The sequence below is a fragment of the Candidatus Symbiopectobacterium endolongispinus genome, from assembly GCF_018777385.1.
In the GTDB taxonomy this organism is placed as follows: Bacteria; Pseudomonadota; Gammaproteobacteria; order Enterobacterales; family Enterobacteriaceae; genus Symbiopectobacterium; species Symbiopectobacterium endolongispinus.
On record NZ_JAFJYB010000002.1, the window covers coordinates 132,345 to 158,310 of the forward strand.

At 51.8% G+C, this 25,966-nt stretch carries 11 protein-coding genes and 17 pseudogenes; 14 read left to right on the forward strand and 14 right to left on the reverse strand.

All coding sequences use genetic code 11. From position 1 onward, the window contains the following. Nucleotides 1–103: 103 nt before the first annotated feature. From JZM30_RS07250 to JZM30_RS07275, 6 genes and pseudogenes are all read right to left on the reverse strand, one after another. A pseudogene (locus tag JZM30_RS07250) lies at nucleotides 104–1,234 on the reverse strand (D-alanyl-lipoteichoic acid biosynthesis protein DltD). A 169-nt stretch (nucleotides 1,235–1,403) separates the two neighbouring features. Further along, a pseudogene (locus tag JZM30_RS07255) lies at nucleotides 1,404–2,227 on the reverse strand (class I SAM-dependent methyltransferase); the annotation flags it as partial. Nucleotides 2,228–2,266: 39 nt separating this feature from the next. Next, nucleotides 2,267–2,473, reverse strand: coding sequence for a hypothetical protein (locus JZM30_RS07260; protein ID WP_252318197.1), 207 nt, complete (start codon nucleotides 2,471–2,473; stop codon nucleotides 2,267–2,269). Between the two features lie 25 nt (nucleotides 2,474–2,498). Next, nucleotides 2,499–2,969 (reverse strand): SAM-dependent methyltransferase, encoded by a 471-nt coding sequence (locus tag JZM30_RS07265; RefSeq protein WP_252318199.1) that lies wholly within the window; start codon nucleotides 2,967–2,969, stop codon nucleotides 2,499–2,501. Nucleotides 2,970–3,042: 73 nt separating this feature from the next. Further along, nucleotides 3,043–3,226: pseudogene (locus JZM30_RS07270) on the reverse strand (YjhX family toxin); the annotation flags it as partial. Between the two features lie 243 nt (nucleotides 3,227–3,469). Continuing rightward, a pseudogene (locus tag JZM30_RS07275) lies at nucleotides 3,470–4,389 on the reverse strand (LysR family transcriptional regulator). Between the two features lie 116 nt (nucleotides 4,390–4,505). Here JZM30_RS07275 and JZM30_RS07280 point away from each other — a divergent pair. From JZM30_RS07280 to JZM30_RS07290, 3 genes and pseudogenes are all read left to right on the forward strand, one after another. Next, nucleotides 4,506–5,088 (forward strand): annotated as a pseudogene (locus JZM30_RS07280) (NAD(P)H oxidoreductase). Nucleotides 5,089–5,174: 86 nt separating this feature from the next. After that, nucleotides 5,175–5,426, forward strand: a complete 252-nt coding sequence (locus JZM30_RS07285; protein ID WP_252318201.1) for an NUDIX domain-containing protein — start codon at nucleotides 5,175–5,177, stop codon at nucleotides 5,424–5,426. Then, a complete protein-coding gene (locus JZM30_RS07290) occupies nucleotides 5,383–5,664 on the forward strand; it encodes an NUDIX hydrolase (RefSeq protein WP_252318203.1) in 282 nt (93 codons plus the stop codon). The genes JZM30_RS07285 and JZM30_RS07290 overlap by 44 nt, the downstream gene beginning before the upstream one ends. A gap of 25 nt (nucleotides 5,665–5,689) precedes the next feature. Here the strand turns inward: JZM30_RS07290 and JZM30_RS07295 are convergent, their stop codons facing one another. Beyond that, nucleotides 5,690–6,532 carry a LuxR family transcriptional regulator gene (locus JZM30_RS07295; protein ID WP_252318205.1) on the reverse strand — a complete coding sequence of 281 codons (843 nt, stop codon included), beginning with the start codon at nucleotides 6,530–6,532 and terminating at the stop codon, nucleotides 5,690–5,692. Beyond that, the gene (locus JZM30_RS07300; protein ID WP_252318207.1) at nucleotides 6,475–8,301 is read right to left on the reverse strand and encodes a winged helix-turn-helix domain-containing protein; all 1,827 of its coding nucleotides are present in this window, start codon (nucleotides 8,299–8,301) and stop codon (nucleotides 6,475–6,477) included. The genes JZM30_RS07295 and JZM30_RS07300 overlap by 58 nt, the downstream gene beginning before the upstream one ends. 329 nt (nucleotides 8,302–8,630) lie before the next feature. On the opposite strand from JZM30_RS07300, the pseudogene JZM30_RS07305 reads away from it, so the two are divergent. The 3 genes and pseudogenes from JZM30_RS07305 to JZM30_RS07315 all read left to right on the forward strand — a co-directional run bounded on the left by JZM30_RS07305 (nucleotide 8,631) and on the right by JZM30_RS07315 (nucleotide 11,701). Then, nucleotides 8,631–9,411 (forward strand): annotated as a pseudogene (locus JZM30_RS07305) (acetoin reductase). 361 nt (nucleotides 9,412–9,772) lie between these two features. Next, the gene (locus tag JZM30_RS07310; RefSeq protein ID WP_252317421.1) at nucleotides 9,773–10,993 is read left to right on the forward strand and encodes an ISL3 family transposase; all 1,221 of its coding nucleotides are present in this window, start codon (nucleotides 9,773–9,775) and stop codon (nucleotides 10,991–10,993) included. 165 nt (nucleotides 10,994–11,158) lie between these two features. After that, the gene (locus JZM30_RS07315) at nucleotides 11,159–11,701 is read left to right on the forward strand and encodes a single-stranded DNA-binding protein (protein ID WP_252318208.1); all 543 of its coding nucleotides are present in this window, start codon (nucleotides 11,159–11,161) and stop codon (nucleotides 11,699–11,701) included. 103 nt (nucleotides 11,702–11,804) lie between these two features. On the opposite strand, the gene JZM30_RS07320 is transcribed toward JZM30_RS07315, so the two are convergent. From JZM30_RS07320 to JZM30_RS07335, 4 genes and pseudogenes are all read right to left on the reverse strand, one after another. After that, nucleotides 11,805–12,329 (reverse strand): hypothetical protein, encoded by a 525-nt coding sequence (locus JZM30_RS07320; protein WP_252318210.1) that lies wholly within the window; start codon nucleotides 12,327–12,329, stop codon nucleotides 11,805–11,807. 111 nt (nucleotides 12,330–12,440) lie between these two features. Then, nucleotides 12,441–12,938: pseudogene (locus JZM30_RS07325) on the reverse strand (3-phenylpropionate dioxygenase); the annotation flags it as partial. Further along, nucleotides 12,936–13,028 (reverse strand): annotated as a pseudogene (locus JZM30_RS07330) (naphthalene 1,2-dioxygenase); the annotation flags it as partial. The pseudogenes JZM30_RS07330 and JZM30_RS07325, both read right to left, overlap by 3 nt. Before the next feature lie 157 nt (nucleotides 13,029–13,185). Then, nucleotides 13,186–13,827, reverse strand: coding sequence for an SDR family oxidoreductase (locus JZM30_RS07335; protein WP_252318211.1), 642 nt, complete (start codon nucleotides 13,825–13,827; stop codon nucleotides 13,186–13,188). 115 nt (nucleotides 13,828–13,942) lie between these two features. Here JZM30_RS07335 and JZM30_RS07340 point away from each other — a divergent pair. Both JZM30_RS07340 and JZM30_RS07345 read left to right on the forward strand, forming a co-directional pair. Further along, nucleotides 13,943–14,572 (forward strand): annotated as a pseudogene (locus tag JZM30_RS07340) (LysR family transcriptional regulator); the annotation flags it as partial. A 15-nt stretch (nucleotides 14,573–14,587) separates the two neighbouring features. Beyond that, nucleotides 14,588–15,133: pseudogene (locus tag JZM30_RS07345) on the forward strand (metal ABC transporter permease); the annotation flags it as partial. Here JZM30_RS07345 and dsdA read toward each other — a convergent pair. Beyond that, nucleotides 15,126–15,911: pseudogene (gene dsdA / locus JZM30_RS07350) on the reverse strand (D-serine ammonia-lyase); the annotation flags it as partial. The pseudogenes JZM30_RS07345 and dsdA sit on opposite strands and share 8 nt — an antisense overlap. 197 nt (nucleotides 15,912–16,108) lie before the next feature. Here dsdA and JZM30_RS07355 point away from each other — a divergent pair. Then, nucleotides 16,109–17,329 carry an ISL3 family transposase gene (locus JZM30_RS07355; protein ID WP_252317421.1) on the forward strand — a complete coding sequence of 407 codons (1,221 nt, stop codon included), beginning with the start codon at nucleotides 16,109–16,111 and terminating at the stop codon, nucleotides 17,327–17,329. A 73-nt stretch (nucleotides 17,330–17,402) separates the two neighbouring features. Here the strand turns inward: JZM30_RS07355 and JZM30_RS07360 are convergent. Beyond that, a pseudogene (locus tag JZM30_RS07360) lies at nucleotides 17,403–18,976 on the reverse strand (sensor domain-containing diguanylate cyclase). Between the two features lie 491 nt (nucleotides 18,977–19,467). Here JZM30_RS07360 and cscK point away from each other — a divergent pair. The 5 pseudogenes from cscK (at nucleotide 19,468) to JZM30_RS07385 (ending at nucleotide 25,911) form a co-directional block, all read left to right on the forward strand. Beyond that, nucleotides 19,468–20,394: pseudogene (gene cscK, locus JZM30_RS07365) on the forward strand (fructokinase). Between the two features lie 104 nt (nucleotides 20,395–20,498). After that, a pseudogene (locus JZM30_RS07370) lies at nucleotides 20,499–22,006 on the forward strand (carbohydrate porin). Nucleotides 22,007–22,079: 73 nt separating this feature from the next. Beyond that, nucleotides 22,080–23,441 (forward strand): annotated as a pseudogene (locus tag JZM30_RS07375) (sucrose-specific PTS transporter subunit IIBC). Further along, nucleotides 23,441–24,852, forward strand: a pseudogene (locus tag JZM30_RS07380) (sucrose-6-phosphate hydrolase). Before JZM30_RS07375 ends, JZM30_RS07380 begins: the two co-directional pseudogenes overlap by 1 nt. 31 nt (nucleotides 24,853–24,883) lie before the next feature. Beyond that, nucleotides 24,884–25,911, forward strand: a pseudogene (locus JZM30_RS07385) (substrate-binding domain-containing protein). Nucleotides 25,912–25,966: the final 55 nt, after the last annotated feature.

Here is a 25,966-nt window from a genome sequence, read left to right on the forward strand (position 1 = left end):
TATTCGAAATGCGCTTTCAAATCCATGCTGTCATCAACAGAGGTCCACGCAACAATGGTGACCGCCAGAAAGAAATAAAGGAAAAAAAGGCGAATGGCTGTTTTCATCGTTTAAAACTCTCAGCAATAAAGCGGTCTATGGCAACCCAAGCCAGTTCAGTGGGATGTAAACGATCCCAGTTCCAGCCGTTCTGATAAGGCTGGGCATACATATCAAAATAGGGAACCCGATGTTGCTCCAGCATCGTTCGGATCTGTTGATCGACTACCTGGAATTTCTCTGAGTTTTTAATCGCCCAGGGGTTAATCGGGTCAACCACCACCACAAACTGGGCGTTGCGCGCTTTCAGCAGTTTGACCGTCGCCCGCAAAGCTTCCAGTTGCGAGGGGATTGCTGGCGCGTTGTCCCACTCATCCGGCGTGTTATCGTCGGCAAAAATCGACTTATCCATACACATAGTGTCAGCGCTTTGTTGGCGCGATTTGTTGAGCGCGCGCGTGGGCCAACGCCATATCCCAATCCGGATTGACGAGTTGCTCCGGCCAGGGTTTTGCCGGTTGTGGGGTAATGTTCAGCATTGCCAGCCACTCGTTTTTTACCATCTCGCAGAAATTAGCAAAGAGGTAACTCACTTCCTGCCAGATAATTTCCGGATACCAGCCATAGATTTCCATCTGGCTGAAGGTTAAGTGGCTGATATCTTCTTTATCAATATTGCGTAAGTATTTGACCAGCAAAGGGCGCGCCAACATATCCTTCATCAAGGGATTAAACACTGATTAGGGGAAGTTGTTGGCAAAAATGGCCGGAGGAATGCCTTCAGAATAAAAAGTATCAGGTGCTAACATCAGAACAATTTTACTATTGGCGTTAATGTCATTTTTAAAACGCGAGAGCAGTAAAAAATGCGTGATGCTATCAACGTAACTATCACCGTAAGCCACTAAAGGACGATGCAACTGGTTATTGAAGTAATTATAAACGGCGTAATGTTCATCTTCGGAAGTAGAAACTTCAGATGCACCGATAAAGAAAATCGCATTGCCCTGTAAAGCATGGGAAATAGTCGCCATGTTTTGCTTGCGTTCCTTTGGCGTTCCTTTGGCGTTCCTTCCATTGATTTAATCAGCGGTTGGAATGTCAGCGCTGGATCAGTGGTTCTCACCAGCGGGGGAACGCTGAGGAACAGGATCGCCATCAGGATATGCAGGCAGAAAGTATTTTTGATTTTCATTATATAATTTATAATTACATGATATTTATTTGTTTAAAGTTTGTTGCCTTATATCTTTACAGGGTGTCGGTTCCTGCGTTTTTTGCATTATATACCAGGCTTATCGGCGATGATGAGCGTTGCTGTGTAACGGTATGTACAGTGTTTGTCCTGCTCACATAATTTGATTTATCAGCACAAATAATTTGCCTGCAAAGGTGTCACTCGCTGGCCAATCGGTGGGTTCGACCCGTAGCGATGAGTGAAACCCACTTTCTATCAGTAACTTTCGATACGCTTTGTCTTGCCATGCCGTCATCTGTCTGCCGAATCGCGTTACTGTGCCATTTTCTTCTATCACCCAAAAATGTGTTGAGCTGGTTTGTGCCTCTTGATCCCACTGGTGCTCTGTTAACAACAAATGAGGACGAGCAAGAAACAGCCCCTGCGTGCATCACTGCCAGGTTGGTGCAGCCAGCCCCTGGCGTTTTACCTCCTCGAAGGTATGCACTTCGGTAAGCAGTTTCCCGCTGGCTCGCAGCCACTGTGCACAGCGACTAACGAGCGTGCGAGCGTCGGCTGCGTTGAAAACATTCAGTTCGCCAAAGGTCATCATGATGAAATCGAAGCGGGCGGTGGGCGCATACTCCCCACGTCCTGCTGTAGGTAATCAATGTTCAACCCTGCTACCTGTGCTTGCTGACGCGCATAGGTAATGGACGCCGGTGAAAAATCTACTCCTGTACAGTGAAAACCTTGCTGTGCCAGTCGGTGGGTATAAAAACCTGGGCCGCAACTGAGGTCTAGAATCCGTGCGCCCATCGGGAGTTGGCTGGTGATCCATGCCACTTGCTGTTCAATGACGCTAAACCTGCGGCTGGCCCAATCGTGCTCTTGGGACAGATGATTTTCGAGCATGCGCTGGCTAAAGGCCGGATCGTTCCAGGGGATTTTGCTGTCGTCACAGGACAGCTTTAGGGGGTGAAAACCGTTAACCATGTCGCTGATGTTCATCGATTCACCTCATTCCCCCTCCGAAGAGGGGGGATTGTTTCATTTACGGATAACGCCCGTCATTTTAGTGAAGTTAAACCAGTGTCCAGCTTCGGCGGCCATCATGTCGCGATCGCGTATGGCATAGGGGTGTGAGCAAGCTAGCCATGCCTGCTCGCAACGGGCGCTCTCGGTGCACTCCGCTATCTGCAAATAGGCGCTTTGCTGCCAGATTTGCCGCCACCAATCGACGGTAAAGAAGTTCATTCCGGACTGCCAAAAGGGGGCCAGTTCAGGAGGAACACCGCGATCGAAAGGCCTTTTTAAACCCGGAATAACGATAGCGACGCAGCCTCCGGGTTTGATCCACGGCGCAAGGTGGCTGTCGAAAAAGGCTGAACTGGCACCAAAAGTAGTGGTAGGCATCAATATTAAGCAGCGCGTCGAAGTGGTTTTCGGGAAACGGCTTTACAGCGGGAAGGTCGGCAACATCCATATGTAATGGCGTTATCAGGTTAGATAAACCATGCTCACCGAAACGGCGCGCGTTATCTTCGGCAGCAATCCATAAATCCATTGCGACCACTTCAACACCATATTGGCTTGCCAGATAGATGGATGTCAGGCCTGTACCGCAGGCTAAATCGAGCACTCGCATTCCGGGTTTTAATGCCAGAGCGGCGCTGACTTCTTCTGCCAGCAGTAACGCGCTTGGCCCCATTAAATTGGCATTAATAAATTCAGGCGAAAACATCGGGTTCATGATCCTTTCCTTAGCGGTTGTCTGATTGGGCGCGGACATTTCTCAGTCCTGAGGTATTGATGCGATACGGCTGGCCCTTCACTGACTTGATCAGTTTTTTGGCTTTAAGTTTTTTGAAGACGGCGAGCGTGCAGTCACTCAGCAGCAAACCTTCGCGGCTGTAGCATTCGACGGCGGTGATGCGACCGGACGTGTGCAATACGTCCTCCTTTGGCGAGAACGTGCAGCGTCCGTTGTTCATGACGGGATAAATTCATGCTAGAAACCTGTTAATCATCATAGGCAAAAAATCAGCCCGGCCTGAATAGGGTCGGCAAACTGATTATCGGATGATTACATTCTCCAGCATCAAAGCCTCGGTGAGAGTTGATAGGACATTACAGCTAGAGGATAGCACGCATGCTTTGTAAGGGAATAAACAAGCCTGAAAAGTGTGATTTGAAAAAGCATTATTGCTACTTTTCCCGGTTGTCAGCGCAAAGAGGCCTGGCGCATCGCCATTATGTCTTTTCCTTCTTATAGGGCGTTTCTGCAACCAGATGCGCTTTTACGTAGTCCAGAAAAGCCCGTAGCGGGCTCGGCATATATTGTCGACTCAGGTAGTAAAGTTGCAGGCTAGGGAATTCTGGTAACCATTTCCCCAGCGTTGTCACCAGCGTGCCGTTTGCCAGATATGCTTTCACCTGGTCGTAATAGAGATAACCCAATCCAGCGCCACACAATACGGCTTCGAGCGTTGAGTCCATATCATCCAGGATGATGCTACCGACAGGCGCAATCTCCAGCTTTCCCTCTGGGCCTTCAAATTCCCAGTTATAGATACGGCCGCTTTGTAAACGAAAAATAACGCTTTGGTGATTCACCAGAGCGTGTGGATGTGCCGGGGCAGGATGGCGCTCAAAGTAGTCTGGCGTGGCGACCACAACCCGTTTGATTTTGGGGCCAATCGGGACAGTGATCATGTCCTTTTCAACGGTAGTATCCAGACGAATCCCTGCATCAAACGATTGTTGAACGATATCGACGAGTTTGTCGTCAGTGGTGATCTCCACCTTGATATCGGGATACTGGCAGCTAAACCCGGCTATCAATGGGTCAGCACCAGTCGTGAGACCAGTCGTGAGGTGTTGATTCTCAGCGTGCCCATCGGCGTGTCGCGAAAACAATTCATCTCATCGAGCAGGGTATCGAACTCGTCAAATACCGGACGCAGACGCTCAAAGAGATTAACCCCTGCCTCCGTTAACGCTACGCTGCGAGTAGTGCGGTTAAACAGCCGAACTTTTAACTGCTGCTCCAGTTGCTTAACGGCATGACTAATGGCTAAAGGGGAAAGCCATAACTCGTTGCCCGCTTCCCGGAAACTTTTGTGGCGCGCGACGCTAATGAACGCCGTGAAGTCGGAAAAGTTAAGCTGCATTAGTGAAAACCCTTCATTAACCTACCTCAAATACTACATTTTACAGAATTATACTCCCTCCGTAAAGTAGTAACCACTTCTTCATGAAATAGGGTTAACAGTATGAAAAAAACAATATATATATTATCTGGTCCCATCCGCGCCGTGATTCTTTAACTGCGCAGGTGGTACAGGAAATTCAGGGTGAAGCTGTGCGTCAGGGGTTTAACGTTTCCACGCTTGATCTCTACCGCAGTGGGTTTGATCCGGTGCTAAGGGAGGACGATGAGCCGGACTGGAACAATCCGCAGAAAACCTATTCGCCGGAAGTGCATCGTCTGTTTGGTGAACTGGAAGATAAAGACACGTTGGTATTGGTGTTTCCGGTGTGGTAGTATGGTTTTCCCGCCATGCTCAAAGGTTATCTGGAGCGCGTGTGGAATTACGGTTTGGCCTACGGAGAAGGCAGTGCGCTGAAGCAAAAAAATCCGCTGGTTGGCGCTGGTTGGCGGTTCTCAATCCGGATTTATCAAATTTGGCTGGGAAAAGAACATGACCGACTACATCAAGGGCGGTATGGGGTATTTGGGCGTTGAGGACGCAAACATCGATTTTCTCTATAACACTATCGGTGTCGAAGAGGGGATTGACGATCGTGAAGGCCATTATCAGCAGCTCTTCACTCAGGCGCGTGGCATCGTTGATTCTGTGCTTGAGTAATAGTGTTCAGGCAGGAAAGAGCCTAACGTGCTGACAAATGTTCTGGCAATCACATAAAATGACGAGGATTCTATTAAGGGAATAGTATGAATATTCGTCATTCCGCACGCGCGTTACTTATTGATAACGATAACAACGTGTTACTTTTTAAGTTCAGATTCAAAAATATCAAAGACAATATCAATGCCGGTATCAACGAGTTTTGGATCACGCCCGGTGGCGGATTGGAAGGGAATGAAACGTTTGAGCAGGCGCTTGGCAGAGAGTTGATGGAAGAAACGGGCTTAATCATAAATGAGAAGCCGGAGTGGGTGTGGTCAAGAAGAGGTAGTTTTTGAGCGCAACGGCAGTCAGTTTATCAGTCATGAACGCTATTACCTGGTTTATGTCAGCAGTTGCGATATTGGAGAGCCGAACCTGAGTGATAATGAAAAAAGAAATCTGCTGCAAAAACGCTGGTGGAGCATCGACGAGATGCTGGCCTCTGAGGAGGCGCTTCGGCCAGTTTGTTTAGCTCAGGAGCTAAACCGCATTCTGTTGAACGGTATTCCGCCGTCACCCAAGGTTATTCCTTGAGATTTGGTGGGGCGATCTCGCCCTTTCACGTCAACCATTGCCATTTTCGCGCCTGATTCACCGCCTGAATGCGGCCATTTACCTGAAGTTTTTCATAGAGCTGTTTCAGATGCCATTTTACCGTTTCCGACGAAATGCCCAGTGCGCGGGCGATCCCCTTGTTTGAAAAACCATCCGCGATCAGTTGCAATGTCTGGTGCTCCCGCTCGGTTAGCCGTGACGCCATCGGCGAGGTGTTTGCAGGCAGGGAAGGGGCAAGCGTAGCCCATAATGCGGCTATTGCGCGGTTGAACATCTCATCGGGCGTCTGCTGTTGGTTCATATGGCGTAATAGTGACAGCAATTCCGGTCCTGCATCCAGCAGGCTCCGACGCAGATGTTGTTTAACCGCACGCAGGATTGCCGGTTTGCACACCGCTATTGCTTGTTCTGTTTTTTCGGTACGCCATAGCACGACCGACAACAACAGCCTTGAACGCGTGGCGGCAAGCCATTCGCCACAGTGCTCTTGCTCGAGCATGACGGCGTGAAGCACCTCCGCTGCCACCATCAGATCGCCAGTGGCAATCAGTAAGCGAGCCCGACTCTGTTCGCTATACCAGCGCAGAGCGTCATTTTTTTCTGCGGCCATTTCATCGGTCAGTCGCTGTAACTGATCAAGCAACTGAGCCGCTTCTCCGTTATCTCCAGATTGGAGCCGGAAAGTGATGCGCTGCGCCAACAGGGAAAACCGTGCGTGCCGCCATCCTCGCTGGAGCGTCAGGTTTTCCGCGTGCAACAACAGTGCGTTAGCCTCTTCCTCCCGACCGGTTAATTGAGCCTGTTGTGCCAGCACAATGTAGCAACGGCTGAAGCCATCGGGTGGCAAACGTCGTCAATCATTTGCAGGCGCGGCGTCAACAGAGCATTGATACGGTCTACATCCCCTTGCTCCCAGGCGATCTCTGCCAGAAGCAGGGCCAGTGTGGCACTGCTACTGGAGTAGGGGCCAGTTAACGGTTCTGCGAGTTGCAATGCCTGTGACGCGTGGCGCTCTTCATCCCCCAGGTTGCCATGCCGCAGAAGCCCTTGCGCGATGACATACTCGCGATACACCTCAACGAAAAGATTGCGGTTCGCTGTTTTGGTGTTGGGTATCAGGGCTTGTACATCCAGCGCGTGCTGTGGGCGCGCGTTTGCCAGATGACAATAGCTCAGAATATTGCACACCAGGCCATCCACCCAGATATCCCCGCAGGGAACCTCCCGCAGCAGGGGGGCAACCAGCGTCATGCTGTAGGCGATGTTTTCTGCGAAGGCTTCGCAGATGGCTCGCACCACGCGTAATCTTACCCAAGTGGTGTGGTCCAAGGCGTCTGGATGAGTAGCCACAAACGTTTCGATGGCATCAAGCAGTTGGCGTGCATCGTTAAACTGAAAATGATGTGATAAAGCCCAGGCCAGATTGATTTGCAACGCGATACGTGAAGGTTCGACATTTGCCGGTAAGTAGCGAATCCAGCGCACCAGCGTATCAATATCGCCCTCCTCCGCCAGCGATTGCGCGCCGGCTTCAGCATGCAGGGTGCCCGGTTTCCCCGCTGCCAGCGCGTGGCGTTTCGCCTCCGCCCAGAGCTGTTGAGCCGCAAACCAGTTACCGGCTCGTTCATGTAACCGGTGGATATCATTACCCATGCGATGTTGCAGACGGCTTTGTAGCGCATCGCGCATCAGCGGATGGTAACGAAACCAGAATCCGGCTTCATCCAGGGTGGAAAGAAACAGGTTATGTTGCGCTATCCAGGAGAGCATCGCCTCGCCGTTGCGGTATCCGGTGACGGCATCGTACAGATCGGGATGGAGACAATTAAGCATCGAGGTTTGCAGTAGAAAATCCAGCACATCAGGAGGGAGGGGGTCAAAAATCACTTCCTCCATATACCGACTCATCGACCGAGAATTGGCATTCAGATATCTAACCCCGTGATGAGAGGGCGTGGTGTCACCCAGAGACAATGCAGCCATATTCATGCCGGCAATCCAGCCTTCGGTCAGCGCGATCGCCTGCTGTATCTCTTGTTGTTTTAGCAACGTAGTGGCTGACTGCGCAAAGTAGCTGCTGGCTTCGTCGAGGCTGAAACGCAGTTCATCGTGGTAAATTTCAACCAGTTGGTCTTGTACCTGAAGTCGGCCAAGCGCCACAGGCAACTGGCTGCGGCTGCCAATGATCACGTGAAGGTACGCCGGCGCATGGTTAAGGAGGTAACTCAACCCATCGTGAATATCCGGGTGACTGATGCTCTGGTAATCGTCAAGGATGAGGTAAAGCGTATGTGGGCAACCGTGTAATTGATTGACCAACTCCGCGACAAACAGCGAAAAATCGACGGGGAAATTGCCCTGAAAATAGCGTTGAAACGCCATGCTCCAGCCATCATACAGCGGCCGCAGTGCCTCCAGCAGATAGCGGGTAAACATCAGCGGGGTATTGTCATCGTCTTCAGGGCTGAGCCACGCCAGCGTATCACCCTGCCGCTGCCGATGCTGATACCACTGGGTTAACAGCGTTGTTTTGCCAAACCCCGCCGCAGCACACACTAATGTAAGGTTGCTGGAAAGTGCACGATCGAGGCGTTGCAGCAAACGATCGCGCTGCAATAAAGCCCCAGGCGATCGCGGAGGCGTGAACTTGGTGAGAATGAGCGGTAGCTTGCGTGTGAAGCGAAAAGGTTCTTGGTTAACCAATGTTGCAGATGATGCTTGCATCGGGGGCAAAAACGCCATACTGCCGCTACCTCATTATATCGTCAGTGACCTGAGTGTACCGAAGGACAACCAGTAGAACCACGTTTACTGATTGATAATCGTTGATCTCTTCCATTTTTCTCTCTCATTGCCCCCCCAACAGGGGGGTAGGCCATGCTTATGCGTGCCTATAAAGTAAATCATCTAGTGCATTGTTAATCACGACGAGGTGAATACAGAGTATGGCTATCGAAAATAAAGTCGCGTTAGTAACCGGTGCTGGGCAGGGTATCGGACGAGGTATCGCCCTGCGTCTGGCTAAAGATGGCACATCCGTGATGCTTGTGGATGTGAATGCTACGAGGATTGAGGCCGTAGCCGCAGAGGTGGCGGCATTAGGGCGTAAGGCGGCGATCTTTGTCGCTGATATTTCCGATCGTGCTCAGGTGTATGCGGCTATCGATGAGGCTGAACGCCAACTGGGTGGCTTCGATATTATCGTCAACAATGCAGGCATTGCCCAGGTGCAGCCATTGTCCGATGTGACGCCGGAAGAGGTTGATCGCATTATGCGCATCAACGTTCATGGCACGCTGTGGGGGGATTCAGGCCGCGGCGAAAAAATTCATTGAGCGCCAACAGGAAGGCAAAATCATCAATGCATATTCCATTGCGGGGCACGATGGTTTTGCGATGTTAGGCATCTATTCTGCGACAAAATTTGCCGTGCGTGCACTGACTCAGGCTGCTGCAAAGGAATATGCCAGCCGCGGCGTTACGGTAAACGCGTATTGCCCGGGGATTGTTGGGACGGGAATGTGGACAGAAATCGATAAGCGTTTCTCAGAAATCACCGGTGCCCCTGTCGGTGAAACCTACAAAAAATATGTTGAAGGTATTGCGCTGGGTCGTGCTGAGACGCCGGATGATGTGGCCAGTCTGGTCTCCTATCTGGCAGGGCCCGATTCAGACTATGTCACCGGTCAGGCTATTCTGATTGATGGTGGGATTGTTTACCGCTAAGTCACGTTGCCCGAGTCGCCGTGTGCTCAACGCGGCTCGGGAAATTCCCCTCCTTATTTGCATTCTCTCACTCCACAAACACTCGCTTTTTACTGATTGGCATTTATGATGATGCTTTTGCCGTTTATGCAAACGGCCAGCAATACGTGTTGTCTTTGGCGCATGGCTATCAGTGAAAGGGAAGGTATATTGAGACAAATCATCAGTCTCTGGTGGAATGATTGCCGGGCTTTTTTCAACAATGGCCAGAAAACGTATCAACGTCCAACGAGCCAACAAATACTGAACAAATACGGGTCTTCCCTTGTTGTGGTGGCTGAAGGCATGATAATGGCGTATTAAATCGCCAGAGGTCACCACCATGGACGAAAAGTCTCTCTACGCTCATATCCTCAACCTGTCTATTCCGTGGCAGGTAAAGTCTCTTTCTCTCGATGAAAATGCCGGTTCTGTTACCGTTACAGTTGAGATTGCGAAAAACACTCAGTTAACCTGTCCAACCTGCGGGAAATCTTGTCCTATTCACGATCACCGACATCGTAAATGGCGCCATCTCGATACCTGTCAGTTCGCGACAATAGTCGAAGCTGATGTACCCCGTATTATGTGCCCGGAGCATGGCTACCAGACGCTGTCTGTTCCATGGGCCGGCCCCGGTAGCCGGTATACGCTGTTGTTCGAGTCGTTCGTTATCTCATGGCTGAAAATCAGCACCGTGGATGCCGTCAGGAAACAGCTGAGGCTGAGCTGGAATGCTGTCGATAATATTATGCAACGGGCGGTTAAGCGTGGACTGGCCCGTCGAAAAACACCTCAGGCCGCACGTCATCTCTGTGTTGATGAGGTCGCTTTCAAAAAGGGGCATCAGTACGTCACCGTTATCTCTGATACCCAAGGACAGGCATTGGAACTCAAAGATGATCGCGGAGTTGAAAGTCTTGCTGGCTATCTCCGGAGTCTGGGTGACCGCCAGATTGAATCCATTAAAACCCTGTCGATGGACATGAATCTATCCTATATAAGCGCAGCGCGGCTCCATCTGCCTAACGCGGTGGAGAAGATCGCGTTCGACCACTTCCATGTAGCGAAAATGCTCTGTGCCGTCGTAGATAAAACACGACAGTTGGAGATGAAAACCATCCCGTTACCGGCACGAAAAAGTGCACATCGTTCCCGTTATCTGTGGTTGTACGGTCGCCATAAACGTCATGGTCGAATAGCAGAAAGACTGGAAGCAGCGCAGATGGTTCTGCCTGATACCAGCCGTTGCTGGGCAATGAAGGCGCTGGCCCGGGAACTCTGGAACCGCCGGTATGACGAACACAGCAGGCGTCTGTGGCTGGAATGGATAGGGATGGCAAAAGACGTTGGTGTCCCGCTACTAAGCAGCGCCGCCCGGACGTTACGTAAACGACTGTACGGGATCCTGAATGCCATGAAACACAGGGTATCAAACGGTAATGCAGAGTCACTAAACAGCAAGATAAGGCTGCTGCGGATCAAGTCCAGAGGATACCGGAACAAAGAACGCTTTAAGGTGGCAGTGATGTTCCATTACGGCAGGTTAAACATGGGGTTATGAGTCTCCCACCATGATAGGGGAAGACCCATAAATACCCAGTATTCTAATGCAACAATGTAACCAATAAAAAAGTATGGATGCAACATCGCGGGTACTCAGCACAGGGCTGGCATGTTATGATTTCTGGCTTAGACTTTACGTATTGACTCATCAGGAGACACAAGCATGGCCAGCAGAGGCGTTAATAAAGTGATTCTTGTCGGGAATCTGGGACAAGACCCGGAAGTCCGTTATCTGCCGAACGGTGGTGCCGTTGCTAACCTGACTCTGGCCACGTCAGATACCTGGCGCGACAAGCAGACCGGCGAGCAGAAAGAGCGCACAGAATGGCACCGCGTCACGCTGTACGGAAAGCTGGCTGAAGTGGCTGGAGAATACCTGCGCAAAGGCTCACAGGTGTATGTTGAAGGTCAACTGCGCACGCGTAAATGGCAGGATCAGGGCGGGCAGGATCGTTACACCACGGAAGTAGTGGTAGACATTTCCGGCTCCATGCAGATGCTGGGCGGCCGTCAGGGCGGTGGTGCCCCGGCAAGCGGCAACGCAGGCAACAACGCACCGCAGGGTGGCTGGGGACAACCGCAGCAGCCTCAGGGTGGTCAGGCCTTCAGCGGCGGCGCACAGCAAGCACCGCGCCAACAGAACAATGCTCCGATGCCTGGCGGCAATGAACCTCCTATGGACTTTGACGACGATATTCCGTTTTAAGTTGTTGGTTCAGCAAAAACATAACACCCTGCTAAAGCAGGGCGTTATGTTTGAAACATTCATGTTGAAATATTCATAATGGTACGACACCGCCCGCCATCCACTATTTCACCATTCCCCCGTTATACAACTCATCGCCCCTTCCTGAATTAATCATTTCTTCAATATACTGCCGACGCTCAGAGCGCGCTCTCGCACTCTTCGCTCGATTTTCCAGATATTGCTCCTCTCGTTCGCGTATAACTTGCATGTTTTTTTGTGAGCGATTAAAGCTGGCACTAGCGCTTTTACTCAACGTGTCAATGGTTACCTTGATCTTTTCCAGGTTGGCCATTTTTGATGCATGATGCGGGTAAGAAGATATTTCTATTTTACCTGTCAGTTGCTTTACACGCGCGCTTACCGTGTCTATATCCGTTAACACCCGCATAAGGCTGTTTGCATTAGGACGCTGCCAGAGTGTAGGATTTCGCAAATCGCAATTAAATGTCGTCACCTGATTTTCAACGTATTTCACGGCCTTTCTCAATTCCAGGATATCCTTCATGCGGACCGTTTTGGCACTGGTTGTGGTTTCTCCATTGGCCGCACTGGTTTGATTACTGTTTGCTGTCGAAATACTTATCATTACCGCTGATACCCTTCCATTATTAAATTCAGCGGAAATGCTATAAGGTGATCAACGGATAATCTTCCATTTACAGTTCGCTATCATGGTCCCGTCCGGCGTCTGAATCGATTATCGCAACGCGTGCTGTGTTTCCCGCTCAGCCACCTGTGCTTTTGCCGTTTTTTGCATTATTCGGCGCAAGCTGGAAAGCCCAACATCATGTTGATAAAGGTATTCATAAGCGCTCGCGTCCGGTGCCAGGTTCTCCAGCAAGATGCGATCCTGTTCCAGCACGGCCCAGTGCAATTTCTCTAAACGGTTTCGGTACATAAAACGCCACATATCACGCTGCTAGCCCGCCACACAGCGAATACGCCAGAAAAAACGCGGCAGTTTCGTTATCTTCCAACACTACCATGCTGACAGCCCAGAAAGGTCCGCCGGGCCAGAAACGTTGCTGATAGGGAATTGAAAACCGCATCCAGTAAACACCACTGATGCCTAACTCTACCCAATCAAAATTAATGCCAGGTTGGTTTTTTTCTTGAAGATAAAACCGCTTGATGTTGGATCGAGCACTATCTCTGCTTTACGCGTCCCCAGAGCCATGGAATGAGAAGCGGAATGCTGGTCACGTTCACCCGGCCCACTGAGACATTGTCCGGTTTTAATATCAAACACCGCGCCGAGTAAGGAGCACTCAACGCTATCGTCTTCGAACAACAATAAAATTGATGCTTAAATCGTCAAGGATGGTGGTAAATCAAGAGTGGAATTTGTTAAAAGGCGCTATCCAGATACAGGCAGTGTTGATGGGAAAAGCAATAAACGCTGAGACGGCAAGGGCAACGCCAGTAAGTGACGCTGCACACGCTTAACGTAATGTATATCCCCCGTCGCAATAGAGCGTGTTTCCCGTCATGTGTGTATTGTCGATCAGGAACAGCGCCGTGTCGGCCTGCTCTTCTACCGTAGCAGGGCGTTGCAACACATTGAGTTTGCACCACTGTTGGTAAGCCGCTTTGCGCACCTGCGCCGGACGTTGCTGCCACAGCGTGCTGTCGGTCGTTCCCGGTGATAAGCAGTTTATCCTGCGTGGGGTCAGTTCAACGGCCAGTCCGCGCGCCAAACCATCCAGGGCCGCATTGCACGCGGCATAAGCGGCCCCCGACATAAATACCACCGCCGCATCCGGCAACAGCGAGGGCAGCGCAGCATAAACCGCCCAATATTGTCCCCAAAATTTTGCCTGAAACAGCGCTTCGCTGGTCTCCAGGCTCCCCTCCTGAAACGCACCCGTAGTGTAAGATGCAGCGGGCGTAAACAACCCGGCAAGAGAGGTGGTTTGCGCAAAGAAGGCGGCCAGAGAAGCGCGATCGGTAATGTCAACAGCATAGGCGGATGCCCGCTCGCCGAGTGACCGGAGCGCAGTGGCCCGCTTTTGCGCCGAACGTCCGTCAATCGCCGCGCGCGACCAATCGCTGAGCCAGAGCGAATCCAATGCCTGAAGTGCCACCAATAATGGCGTAAGTCTGTGTCTTTTTCATAAAACAGAGCTTATTGACGAATATCATTCCGGTAAAATGAAATAAACTATCAACATTCATTCCTGAAATTCAGCAATAGGCGTTATGCGACATTACCCTGGAGATGACATCGGCGTATTTCTGGCCGTATGTGACAGCGGCAACTTCACCACAGCAGCAGCCCTGCTAGGGCTCACCCCTTCAGCGGTCACCAAAGCCATTCAGCGCCTTGAAAACCGCCTGAAAACCCCATTATTTACCCGCACCACTCGTCAGCAGACCATAACGGCAGAGGGTGTGATTTATCGGGATGCCTGCCGAACAGCAAGACACGAGGTTGATCGCGTCGAAATGCTGCTTGCCAGTATCACAGCAGAACCCGCAGGCCAGCTAGCGGTAAGCGTACCGCCGCTGCTCGGCGCTCAGGTCGTCACACCCACCCTGTTGGCGCTGTGCCAGCAGTGGCCGCAATTGAGTATCAGTGTTTCAGCCTCTGTCGAAATGGCCAACTTGTTCGATGGATCAGTCGATCTTGCCGTGCGTGTAGGAGAGCTGCCGGATGCGGCGGGGATTGTCGCCAAAAGGTTAGGCACGCAACGCATCGTCCTGTGCGGCACACCAGGCTACTTTGCTCAGTTACCACCGCTTCACGGCATAGACGATCTCCATCGCCACATCCTGATCGGCACGCTGAAAGAGGGCTATGCCGCCCCCTGGCACTTTCAGTTGGCGGACAAAACACATCGAGTGATGACACCTGATACCCGTTTATTGCTGGATGGCGCACTGATGGGATGTATCGCGCCCACGCTCAGTGCCACGCCGCTGGGTTGCTTTTTGTTGCTACGCCGCATGAGTTTGATCGGCGATGCGCTATCGCACACGGTGCTGCCCGGCGTCGCCATTGGGTATCTGCTCTCCGGCATGTCGCTGTTGGCAATGGGGACCGGCGGATTTATCGCCGGACTGATCGTGGCGCTGCTTTCCGGTTTTGTTAGTCGTAACACGGCGTTAAAAGAGGACGCCAGCTTCGCCGGGCTCTATCTGGGTTCGCTAGCGCTCGGTGTGACGTTAGTGTCACTGCGCGGCCCCAGTGTTGATCTGCTACACGTGCTGTTTGGATCAATTTTGGCGGTCGATCGCGGCGCGTTGATCGATATCGGCCTGATCTGCTCGGTCTCGATACTGCTGTTGGCATGTCTCTATCGTGCGCTGGTGATCGAATCATTTGATACCACCTTTATGCAGCTCGCCTCACCGCGAGGACGTACGCTGATCCACGCGTTATTTCTCGCACAAACTGGGCTTTGAGCCGGTCGCCGGCAACCACATAGCCAAGAAATAGCGAGCGAGAATTCTCGTCATCAATAAAAAAGCAGTAGGGATCGTCCTGCGCGGCTTTGCGTCCTTGTTCAACGGCGACGCCGTAATCCTGTTGATATTCCACGACGTCAACGCCGTGTGCGCGCAATCTGTCTTTTTTCCATTGGCGCGCATCCGCCGACATGTGTACCGAAACCTTGAAGCCCAGGGTCGCCCCCATAATTCCGATCGACATACCGAGATTGCCGGTCGACCCCACGGCAATACGGTATTGGCTAAAGAAGTGCCGCGCATCTTCGTTCGCCAGTTGACGATAATCATCCGTGACGGTAATCAATCCCGCCTGTAACGCCAATTGTTCCGCGTGTACCAGCACTTCATAGATACCGACGCGCGCCTTGATCGAGCCGGAAATCGGCAAGTGGCTATCTTTTTTCAGCCACAGTTTTCCAGGCAATGCCTTGCCGTATCGTGAATCCAGCGCGGTTTGCATCGCGGCGATGTCAACCATATCATACTCAATGATGCCTTCACTCGCCGCCAACGCGGGAAAAACCTGGCGGAGATAGGGAGCAAAACGGCGTAAGCGCGCATCCGCCGCCTGCACATCCGCGTGCCCAAGCCCGACGTAGGGCAACCCCTCGGCAAGCGTGGTGCTCTCTGGGTTAAACCAGGTCACGTCACGTAGCGCAACCAGGCAGGCCATGAGCGGATCGCGCTCAATCAGCGTTTTGATGTGAATATCAACTATTGTTTCCCTGTCTCCCTTTCGCCTAATGCTTCGCCAACCATACGCCGAATCCCAACCGGGATCATCTGCGGCAGCATCACCCACGTTGCCAAAAAAACGTACCGATACGCGATGTCGATATGGATATCTGGGGTCTTCCCTTGTTGTGGTGGCTGAAGGCATGATAATGGCGTATTAAATCGCCAGAGGTCACCACCATGGACGAAAAGTCTCTCTACGCTCATATCCTCAACCTGTCTATTCCGTGGCAGGTAAAGTCTCTTTCTCTCGATGAAAATGCCGGTTCTGTTACCGTTACAGTTGAGATTGCGAAAAACACTCAGTTAACCTGTCCAACCTGCGGGAAATCTTGTCCTATTCACGATCACCGACATCGTAAATGGCGCCATCTCGATACCTGTCAGTTCGCGACAATAGTCGAAGCTGATGTACCCCGTATTATGTGCCCGGAGCATGGCTACCAGACGCTGTCTGTTCCATGGGCCGGCCCCGGTAGCCGGTATACGCTGTTGTTCGAGTCGTTCGTTATCTCATGGCTGAAAATCAGCACCGTGGATGCCGTCAGGAAACAGCTGAGGCTGAGCTGGAATGCTGTCGATAATATTATGCAACGGGCGGTTAAGCGTGGACTGGCCCGTCGAAAAACACCTCAGGCCGCACGTCATCTCTGTGTTGATGAGGTCGCTTTCAAAAAGGGGCATCAGTACGTCACCGTTATCTCTGATACCCAAGGACAGGCATTGGAACTCAAAGATGATCGCGGAGTTGAAAGTCTTGCTGGCTATCTCCGGAGTCTGGGTGACCGCCAGATTGAATCCATTAAAACCCTGTCGATGGACATGAATCTATCCTATATAAGCGCAGCGCGGCTCCATCTGCCTAACGCGGTGGAGAAGATCGCGTTCGACCACTTCCATGTAGCGAAAATGCTCTGTGCCGTCGTAGATAAAACACGACAGTTGGAGATGAAAACCATCCCGTTACCGGCACGAAAAAGTGCACATCGTTCCCGTTATCTGTGGTTGTACGGTCGCCATAAACGTCATGGTCGAATAGCAGAAAGACTGGAAGCAGCGCAGATGGTTCTGCCTGATACCAGCCGTTGCTGGGCAATGAAGGCGCTGGCCCGGGAACTCTGGAACCGCCGGTATGACGAACACAGCAGGCGTCTGTGGCTGGAATGGATAGGGATGGCAAAAGACGTTGGTGTCCCGCTACTAAGCAGCGCCGCCCGGACGTTACGTAAACGACTGTACGGGATCCTGAATGCCATGAAACACAGGGTATCAAACGGTAATGCAGAGTCACTAAACAGCAAGATAAGGCTGCTGCGGATCAAGTCCAGAGGATACCGGAACAAAGAACGCTTTAAGGTGGCAGTGATGTTCCATTACGGCAGGTTAAACATGGGGTTATGAGTCTCCCACCATGATAGGGGAAGACCCTTATATATACAGTTATAGTCTAGCGTTATCTTCACTCCCGCAATCTTCAAGCACCTGTAGCCAGTACCACGCGATTACGGCCTTCCTGCTTGGCGCGGTAGAGCGCTTTATCAGCCAACTTCAGTGCCTGATCGATGGTAAAATCGCCGTTTTTGTCCGCGCGCCACAGGGAAACGCCCAGTGAAATGGTGATATGACCCGCAGGAGATGCCATCGCCTCCGTGCTGGTGCGCAGCCGCTCGGCGATCTGCTCGGCAATTTCCTGTGACGTTTCCGGGAGCAGCACTAAAAATTCCTCGCCGCCGCTGCGGCACAAAATATCGCTGTCGCGAGAACCATCTCTTAACTGCTCCGCGATAAATTTGATGACCGCATCCCCTGTATCATGACTGAAGGTGTCGTTAACACGTTTAAAATGGTCGATATCCAGTGCGATAATGGAGAAATCCCGGTGCAGGGTATGCCAATGCTTCAGAATAGTGTCCAGCCCACGGCGGTTGTACAGGCCGGTCATGGGATCAGTTTGCGCTTCGAAACGCAGTTTGCCAATCTTTTGCTGTAACGGATTGATCCCAATCAGCATGGCCTGTTTGAGTTGTGTGGCCTCAAAATACCAGGATGGAATCTTGTCGATATCCTCGGAAATATCGTTGGCATCCATCTTATTGGCGCTGCGCGCCAGCAGCCAAAGCGGCTGAGCAATCAGACGAGCCAGCAACCAAACGCACAAAACGGTCAGCAGTGCCAATGGCAGGGTGTGGCGCAGGACGTTGAACATCAGCCCTTCAAGTGGCTTCAATGTTTCTAACGTTGGCCGCAGGGCGACAACTTCCCAACCCGTGGCGGGAACGATTGCAAAGCCTGCCAGCATCTTCTCACCGACGTAGTTCACCATTTGTTGGCTGCCGTTCGTCGGGCCTTGATGAGGGACCACCAGATTATTGGTTTCCGTTTGCCAGATACGCCCGTTATCTTTGTGATAGAGCATGCGCCGCTGGCTGTCAGTCACATAAATATAGGAGCCATCACGATAGTAGTGTTGCCCGAGCAGGGTATTCAGGATGCTGGTTTTTTTCAGATAGATAGAACCACCGACAAACCCCAGATAGCGCCCAGACCGATCGAAAATGGGGCTGGATATCAAGACAATCAGATTTTCTGCCGCTGAGATATAGGGCTGGCTGATCAGCGGCACGCGCTCTTTAAGCGCAGCCAGTGCGCCCTCGGTGGTAAGCTTATGCCCGATAAGTTGGAAAGTATCCGGCGACGTGGCGCGCACTACGCCTTTGGCATCTGCCACCAGCACGGAATTAAAACTGTGAGTTTGTAAACGTAGCCGATCGGCTTCTTGTACCAGATTAACCGTATCGTTAAAGTCTTCTGCCAGGATTGTGGCGCTGTAGGCCAACTGCTGTTGCGCATTCTCAAAAAAGTCTGCGTTTCGGCGGCCAACTTGCTGGCATAAACCCGGTTTGATTCCAGCGTATTGGTAATCAACAAATCGCGCTGCACGCGATAGGTAGCATAAAAGCTATTCGCAAGCGTGATCAGGGCACTCATTACCGCCAATAGCAGGATTAAACGGCGTAATCCGACATGATGAAATACGCTAGAAGACATAAACAGTGATAAAGAGCCTGACGAAAAGGTTATTCATGATAATGGTTGTTGACTATTATGTATACCTTCATATTTTATCGAATGGCTGCATTATTGTTGCTCTGTTTTACGGTTAACGCATTTTGATTATGTTCCCCTGAAACCGTTTTTTTTCATTAAAATCTGTCAGATAGGAAATAATAAGGATTGTATTAATCGGGGTATTCTCAAAAGGGAAAAATGGCGCAAGTTCGTCATTTATCAGTAAAAAACGTAACACTTTTTGAACATACCAAGGGATAAAAATAATATATACAAACACATACTTGTGTTGAAATACGTTATTACGTTCCAACCTCGCATTATTATAATAATTCATGAATGCCATACTGCTTTTATTGTGATTTAAATCACAATTTTACAGTCAGCCTTGATGGCGTTACCCTTTATGTCTATTGCATAGCTAAACCGTTTTAATTAATGTTTAGCCTGCGGTTTATTAGGAGACAATCATGACGGCAAAAGTATGGGTGCTGGGCGATGCAGTGGTGGATTTACTCCCTGAAGGTCAGAGCCGTTTGTTGCAGTGCCCCGGCGGTGCTCCTGCCAATGTAGCCGTGGGCATTGCACGGCTGAATGGATGTAGCTGTTTTATCGGTCGCGTGGGCGACGATCCTTTTGGCCAGTTTATGAGGCAAACATTACAAGATGAGCGCGTGGATACCAGCTACCTGCGTTGCGATCCTGCGCACCGTACCTCAACTGTGGTTGTTGCACTGGACGAGCAGGGGGAGCGCTCATTTACCTTTATGGTGCGCCCGAGTGCCGATCTGTTCCTTGAAACTGCAGATTTGCCTGCATTTCACACTGGCGAATGGTTGCATGCCTGCTTGATAGCCTTGTCTGCCGAGCCATAGCGTACCGCCACCTATACCGCGATGACGCGTATGCGTGCCCAAGGCGGTTTCGTCAGTTTCGATCCGAATATCCGTGAAGATCTCTGGCCGAATAAAACGTTATTGCGAGAGTGTCTGCGGCAGGGGCTGCCTCTGGCCGATGTGGTGAAGCTGTCTGAAGAGGAACGGTTGTTTATATCCGACAGTGAGGACGTACCGCATAGTATGGCCAGGCTTGCGCAGGAAAATGGCATCAGACTGCTGTTGGTTACTAAGGGTAAGTCTGGCGTGCTCGCGTGGTTTAACGGTGAAATTCACCATTATGAAGCGCGACCCGTGGTAAGTGTGGACACCACGGGCGCTGGAGATGCTTTTGTCGCCGGACTGCTGTGGGGGTTGGCTGAACACGGTTTGCCACATGACGTTACTGCGCTCACCCGCCATTTAGGCTATTCACAACTCTGCGGTGCACTTGCCACCACAGCAAAAGGCGCAATGACTGCGCTGCCTTATCTTGAACAACTTCAGCAACAGTTCCCCTGAGGAATCCCGCATCTGATCGGCATTTTGCGACTTGCTTCATAATGACTAAACCGGTTTAGCAATTTAATACACCGATACCTATGCTTCCTTAGGGAGACACAATAATGAAAAAAAGTACTCTTACCCTCACCCTCGGCTTGTTAATGGGCTCAGGTACTGCTCTTGCTGATTCTGGCAAGAACAGTATTGAAGCGCGCCTGATAGCGTTGGAGCAGCGACTTCAGGCTGCAGAGCAGCGCGCTAGTATGGCGGAAAACCGGGCTGATGCGGCGGAAAAGCAGGCGCGTGAGCTGGCTGACGTGCAGCAGAAAACGCAAACTACCACGGAGCAGGTTGAGCAGCGTACTGCCAAGCTGGAGCAGAAAGCCAGTGACAACGGCGGTTTCGAATTTCATGGCTATGCGCGTTCCGGCCTGTTGATGAATAACCCCGCGGCAAAAACGCAAGGTGGCCCCTCGGTGACGCCTGCGGGAGAAACCGGCGGCCATGTCGGACGTCTGGGCAACGAGCCTGATACCTACGTTGAATTAAACCTTGAACATAAACAGACATTGGCGAGCGGTGCCACTACCCGGTTCAAGGTGATGCTGGCCGATGGACAGCGCAGCTATAACGACTGGACGGCGTCCAGAAGCGATCTCAATCTGCGTCAGGCGTTTACCGAACTGGGCCATTTGCCGACATTCACGGGGGCGTTTAAAGACAGTACGGTGTGGGCGGGGAAACGCTTCGATCGCGATAACTTCGATATCCACTGGATTGATTCCGATGTGGTATTCCTCGCTGGCACTGGCGCAGGTATCTACGATATGCGCTGGGATGAGAACGCGCATAGCAATTTCTCTGTTTATGGCCGCACCTTTGGGGACATAGAGAACAGCGAGAATACGGCGCAGAACTACATTCTCAGCGTCAATCATTTCCAGAGGCCGGTTCAACTGATGGTAAGCGGTATGCGCGCCAAAGATAACGATGCGCGGCGAGATGTGGATAACCATCTGGTGAAAGGTGATGCCGCTAACAATGGGGTCCACGCGCTGCTGGGATTGCACAATGAGAGTTTCTATGGCGTGCGCGAAGGGAGCTCAAAAACCGCGTTGCTGTATGGACACGGGTTGGGGGCTGAGGTGAAGTCGATAGGCTCTGACGGTGCCTTGTTGCCAGACGCGAATACCTGGCGACTGGCAAGCTACGGTATCACACCGCTCGGCGGCGGCTGGCACATCGCGCCCGCGCTGCTGGCGCAGACCAGCAAGGATAGCTACGTAAAAGGGGATAGCTATGAGTGGGCAACCCTCAACCTGCGGCTGATTCAAGAAATCACCAGTAACTTTGAAATGCAATATGAAGGCAGCTATCAATATATGGATTTGCGACCGCAGGGCTACAACAGTCGCAATGCGGTAATTTCTACAAGCTTACCGTCGCACCGACGCTAAAAGCCGGAGACATTGGCGAATTACTCAAGCGCCCAGAGATCCGTCTGTTTGCTACCTGGATGGATTGGGATCACCGGCTGGATAACTATACCAAAAGCGATAGCTTTGGCAGCAATGGTTTTGTCGCCTGGGGCGAGTGGAATTTTGGCGTACAGATGGAAACCTGGTTCTGATTGATATCACCCTGGCGGAGGAGGCTTCGCCAGGGGTATTGACAACGACAATAATGAAAACACAGAGGTTGCTATGGACTTTGAACAGATTGCCCGGTCATTGTTGCCGTTACTGGGCGGAAAAGAGAACATTGCCAGCGCCGCGCCTGCGCCTTGTCCTGGTGGAAGATGCCAAGGCGGATATGACAGCTATCGGTAAAGTGGACGGGGTTAAGGGGTGTTTTCGTAATGCCGGACAGTTGCAGGTTATCTTCGGTACTGGAATCGTTAATAAGGTCTACGCAGCGCTGATTCAGGTGGCTGGGATTGGCGAAACCAGTAAAGCCGACGTAGCGAAAATCGCTGCGCGTAAACTGAATCCGCTCCAGCGTGTGGCCCGGTTGCTTTCCAATATTTTTGTGCCGATTATCCCTGCCATTGTTGCATCCGGTTTACTGATGGGCCTGCTCGGCATGGTGAAAACCTATGGTTGGGTAAGTGCGGATAATGCGCTCTATATCATGCTGGACATGTGCAGTTCCGCCGCGTTTATCATTCTGCCGATTTTGATTGGCTTTACCGCAGCGTGTGAGTTTGGTGGTAACCCCTATCTCGGGACTACGCTTGGGGGGGGTTGACGCACCCCGCACTCACTAATGCCTGGGGGGTGGCTGCCGGCTTCCATACCATGAACTTTTTCGGCATTGAAGTGGCGATGATTGATAAGGGCACGGTCTTTCCCGTCCTGCTGGCAGTGTGGTTTATGAGTATCGTGGAGCGGCAACTGCGCAGTGTGATTCCTGATGCGCTCGATCTTATCCTGACGCCTTTCCTCACGGTGATTATCTCCGGGTTTGTTGCCTTGCTGATCATCGGACCGGCGGGTCGTGCACTGGGCGATGGCATCTCATTTGTACTCAGCACGCTTATCGCGCACGCCGGTTGGTTGGCTGGATTGCTGTTCGGTGGGCTCTATTCAGCTATTGTTATTACCGGGGTGCACCACAGTTTCCACGCCATCGAAGCGGGGTTGCTCGGCAACCCGTCGATTGGTGTCAACTTTTTGCTACCCATCTGGGCAATGGCGAATGTGGCGCGGGGGGGGGGGGGGGGGGGCTTGTCTGGCGGTATGGTTTAAAACCCGTGGTGTGAAAATCAAAGCGATTGCGCTGCCTTCCGCATTTTCCGCTCTGTTGGGCATTACGGAAGCGGCCATTTTCGGCATCAACCTGCGCTTTTTGAAGCCGTTTATCGCGGCATTGATCGGGGGGCGGCAGGCGGCGCCTGGGTGGTCTCGGTGCATGTGTACATGACATCGTTGGGCTTAACCGGGATACCGGGCATGGCTATCGTGCAGGCCAATTCGTTGATGAATTATATCATCGGGATGGTCATCGCTTTTGGTGCTGCCTTTGTGGTTTCTTACCTACTTAAATACGAAACGGATTCAGAGTAATGACGCTACAGCCTCTGCTGCCTGCCATTTTGCAGGCAGTGATGAAAGGTCAATCACGGGCTCAACAAGACAGTCACTATCCCGGCTGGCATTTGGCTCCGATGACCGGATTACTTAACGATCCCAATGGCTTTATTCACTTCCAGGGGCGTTATCACTTGTTTTATCAGTGGAATCCCCTTGGTTGCCAGCATGCAAATAAATGCTGGGGGCATTGGAGTTCGCCGGATCTGTTGCACTGGCAGCATGAACCTATCGCGCTGATGCCGGACAGCGAGTTTGACCGCAGCGGCTGTTACCCTGGCTGCGCGGTGGATAATCACGGCGTGCTGACACTGTGCTATACCGGCAACGTCAAGTTTGATAACGGTGGGCGTACGGCCTGGCAGTGTCTGGCGGTACAAAATGCCCGCGGCGGTTTTGACAAACTGGGGCCGGTTATCCCGTTGCCGGAAGGGTACACTGGCCACGTGCGCGACCAGAAAGTGTGGCATCACCAGCAGCATTGGTACATGGTGCTGGGCGCGCAGGATCACCAAAAACAGGGAAAGGTGTTGCTCCTGCGGTCTGACGATCTTATGCAGTGGCAACCGTTGGGAGAGATAGCCGGCAGCGGCATCGGCGGGCTTGGCGATGCCGGATTAATGTGGGAATGCCCAGATTTGTTTACCTTGGATGATAAAGATTTTCTGATTGTCTGCCCACAGGGGGTGGCCCGGGAAGAAACGCGTTTTCTCAACAGTTACCCGAGCGCCTATGTATCTGGTGAACTTGATTACCATCAGGCCAGTTATCGCCACGGCCCTTTGGTGAAGATGGATGCCGGATTTGAGTTTTATGCCCCGCAAACGGCGCTCAGCGCGGACGGGCGACGCTTGCTGGTGGGATGGATGGGCGTGCCGGATGGTGAAGAGATGTCTCAACCTACTACCGCGCATGGCTGGATCCACCAGATGACCTGCGTGCGTGAGCTGTCGCAACACAATGGCACGCTTTACCAACGTCCGATACGTGAATTGCAAGGATTGCGCGAGGATGAGCAACACTGGCAAGGTGTGGCTGATGACGCCCCGGTGCTGGAAGCGCAAAGCCTGGAACTGGAACTTGCCAGCCGAGGGCCGATAATGCTCAATTTTGCCGATACGCTGATACTCACCTGGCGATCTGATGGCCTGCGTCTGGCAAGGCTTAGCCGGATAACCGGCGAGTGGCAATACCGCTATTGGCCGGGAGACGTGCGCGAACTGCACATCTTGTGCGATCGTTCCATCGTAGAAATTTTCATTAACGACGGAGAAGGGGGGGGATGAGCAGCCGCTATTTCCCCGTGCATCCCGCCACGTTGGCGTTGAGCGGTGGTGCGAATCTGCGAGCGCGCTACTGGTCGTTGCGATCGTGCATGGTAGGATAGGAGATTATTTTACTAAAATGACGCACTTGTTGTGAGAAAAACCAAAAGCATCACCATTAGTGATATCGTCGCATTGGCAGGAGTATCCAAGGCAACCGCCAGTCTGGCGCTTAACGGGCGCGGTAAAGAGCTGCGTGTCGCGCAGGAAACGCGCGAACGCGTTCTGGCTATAGCTCAACAGCAGCATTATCAACCCAGTATTCATGCGCGGCTGCTACGCGATAACCGCGGCCATACGTTGGGGTTTGTGGTGCCGGAAATCACCAATTATGGTTTTGCGGTTTTTTCTCATTAATTGGAAAATTTGTGTCGAGAAGCGGGGCTGCAATTACTGATCTCCTGTACCGATGAGAATCCCGGTCAGGAAACGGTGGTGGTGAACAACCTGGTTTCACGTCAGGTAGATGGGTTGATTGTGGCTTCCAGCATGTTGAGCGACAGTGATTACGTTAAGCTTAACGAGCAACTGCCGGTGGTGCTGTTTGACAGGCACATGAATGACACCACGCTGCCGCTGGTGATCACCGATTCCATTACTCCCACGGCGCAACTGGTGGAGCGCATTGCGCGCCAGCACCCTGACGAGTTTTATTTTCTTGGCGGACAATCTCGTTTGTCGCCTACGCGAGATCGGTTGGAAGGGTTTCGTCAGGGGTTGGCACGTGCCGGTGTTGGGCTGAAACCGGAGTGGATTATTCATGGCAATTACCACCCCAGCAGCGGTTATGAAATGTTTGCATCATTGTGCGCGCGACTCGGGCGCCCCCCAAAGCCTTGTTTACAGCCTCCTGTGGGTTGCTGGGGGGCGTTCTGCGCTATATGAGTCAACACAATCTGCTCAATAGCGATATCCATTTGGCCAGTTTCGACGATCACTATCTGTATGATTCGCTGTCTATTCGTATCGATACCGTGCAACAGGATTGCCGCCAACTGGCCTATCACTGCTTCGAAATGATTACGCAGTTAGTCAATGATGAAGAGCCCACCGCGCTGCAACGTTATTTGCCCGCAACCTTACAGTGGCGACATGAAGCCGAAAATAAAAATAGTGATTAATGGTGTTTTTGCAGCATTAAAAAATTAAAAACCAAATTAACGCTGCCAGTGTTGA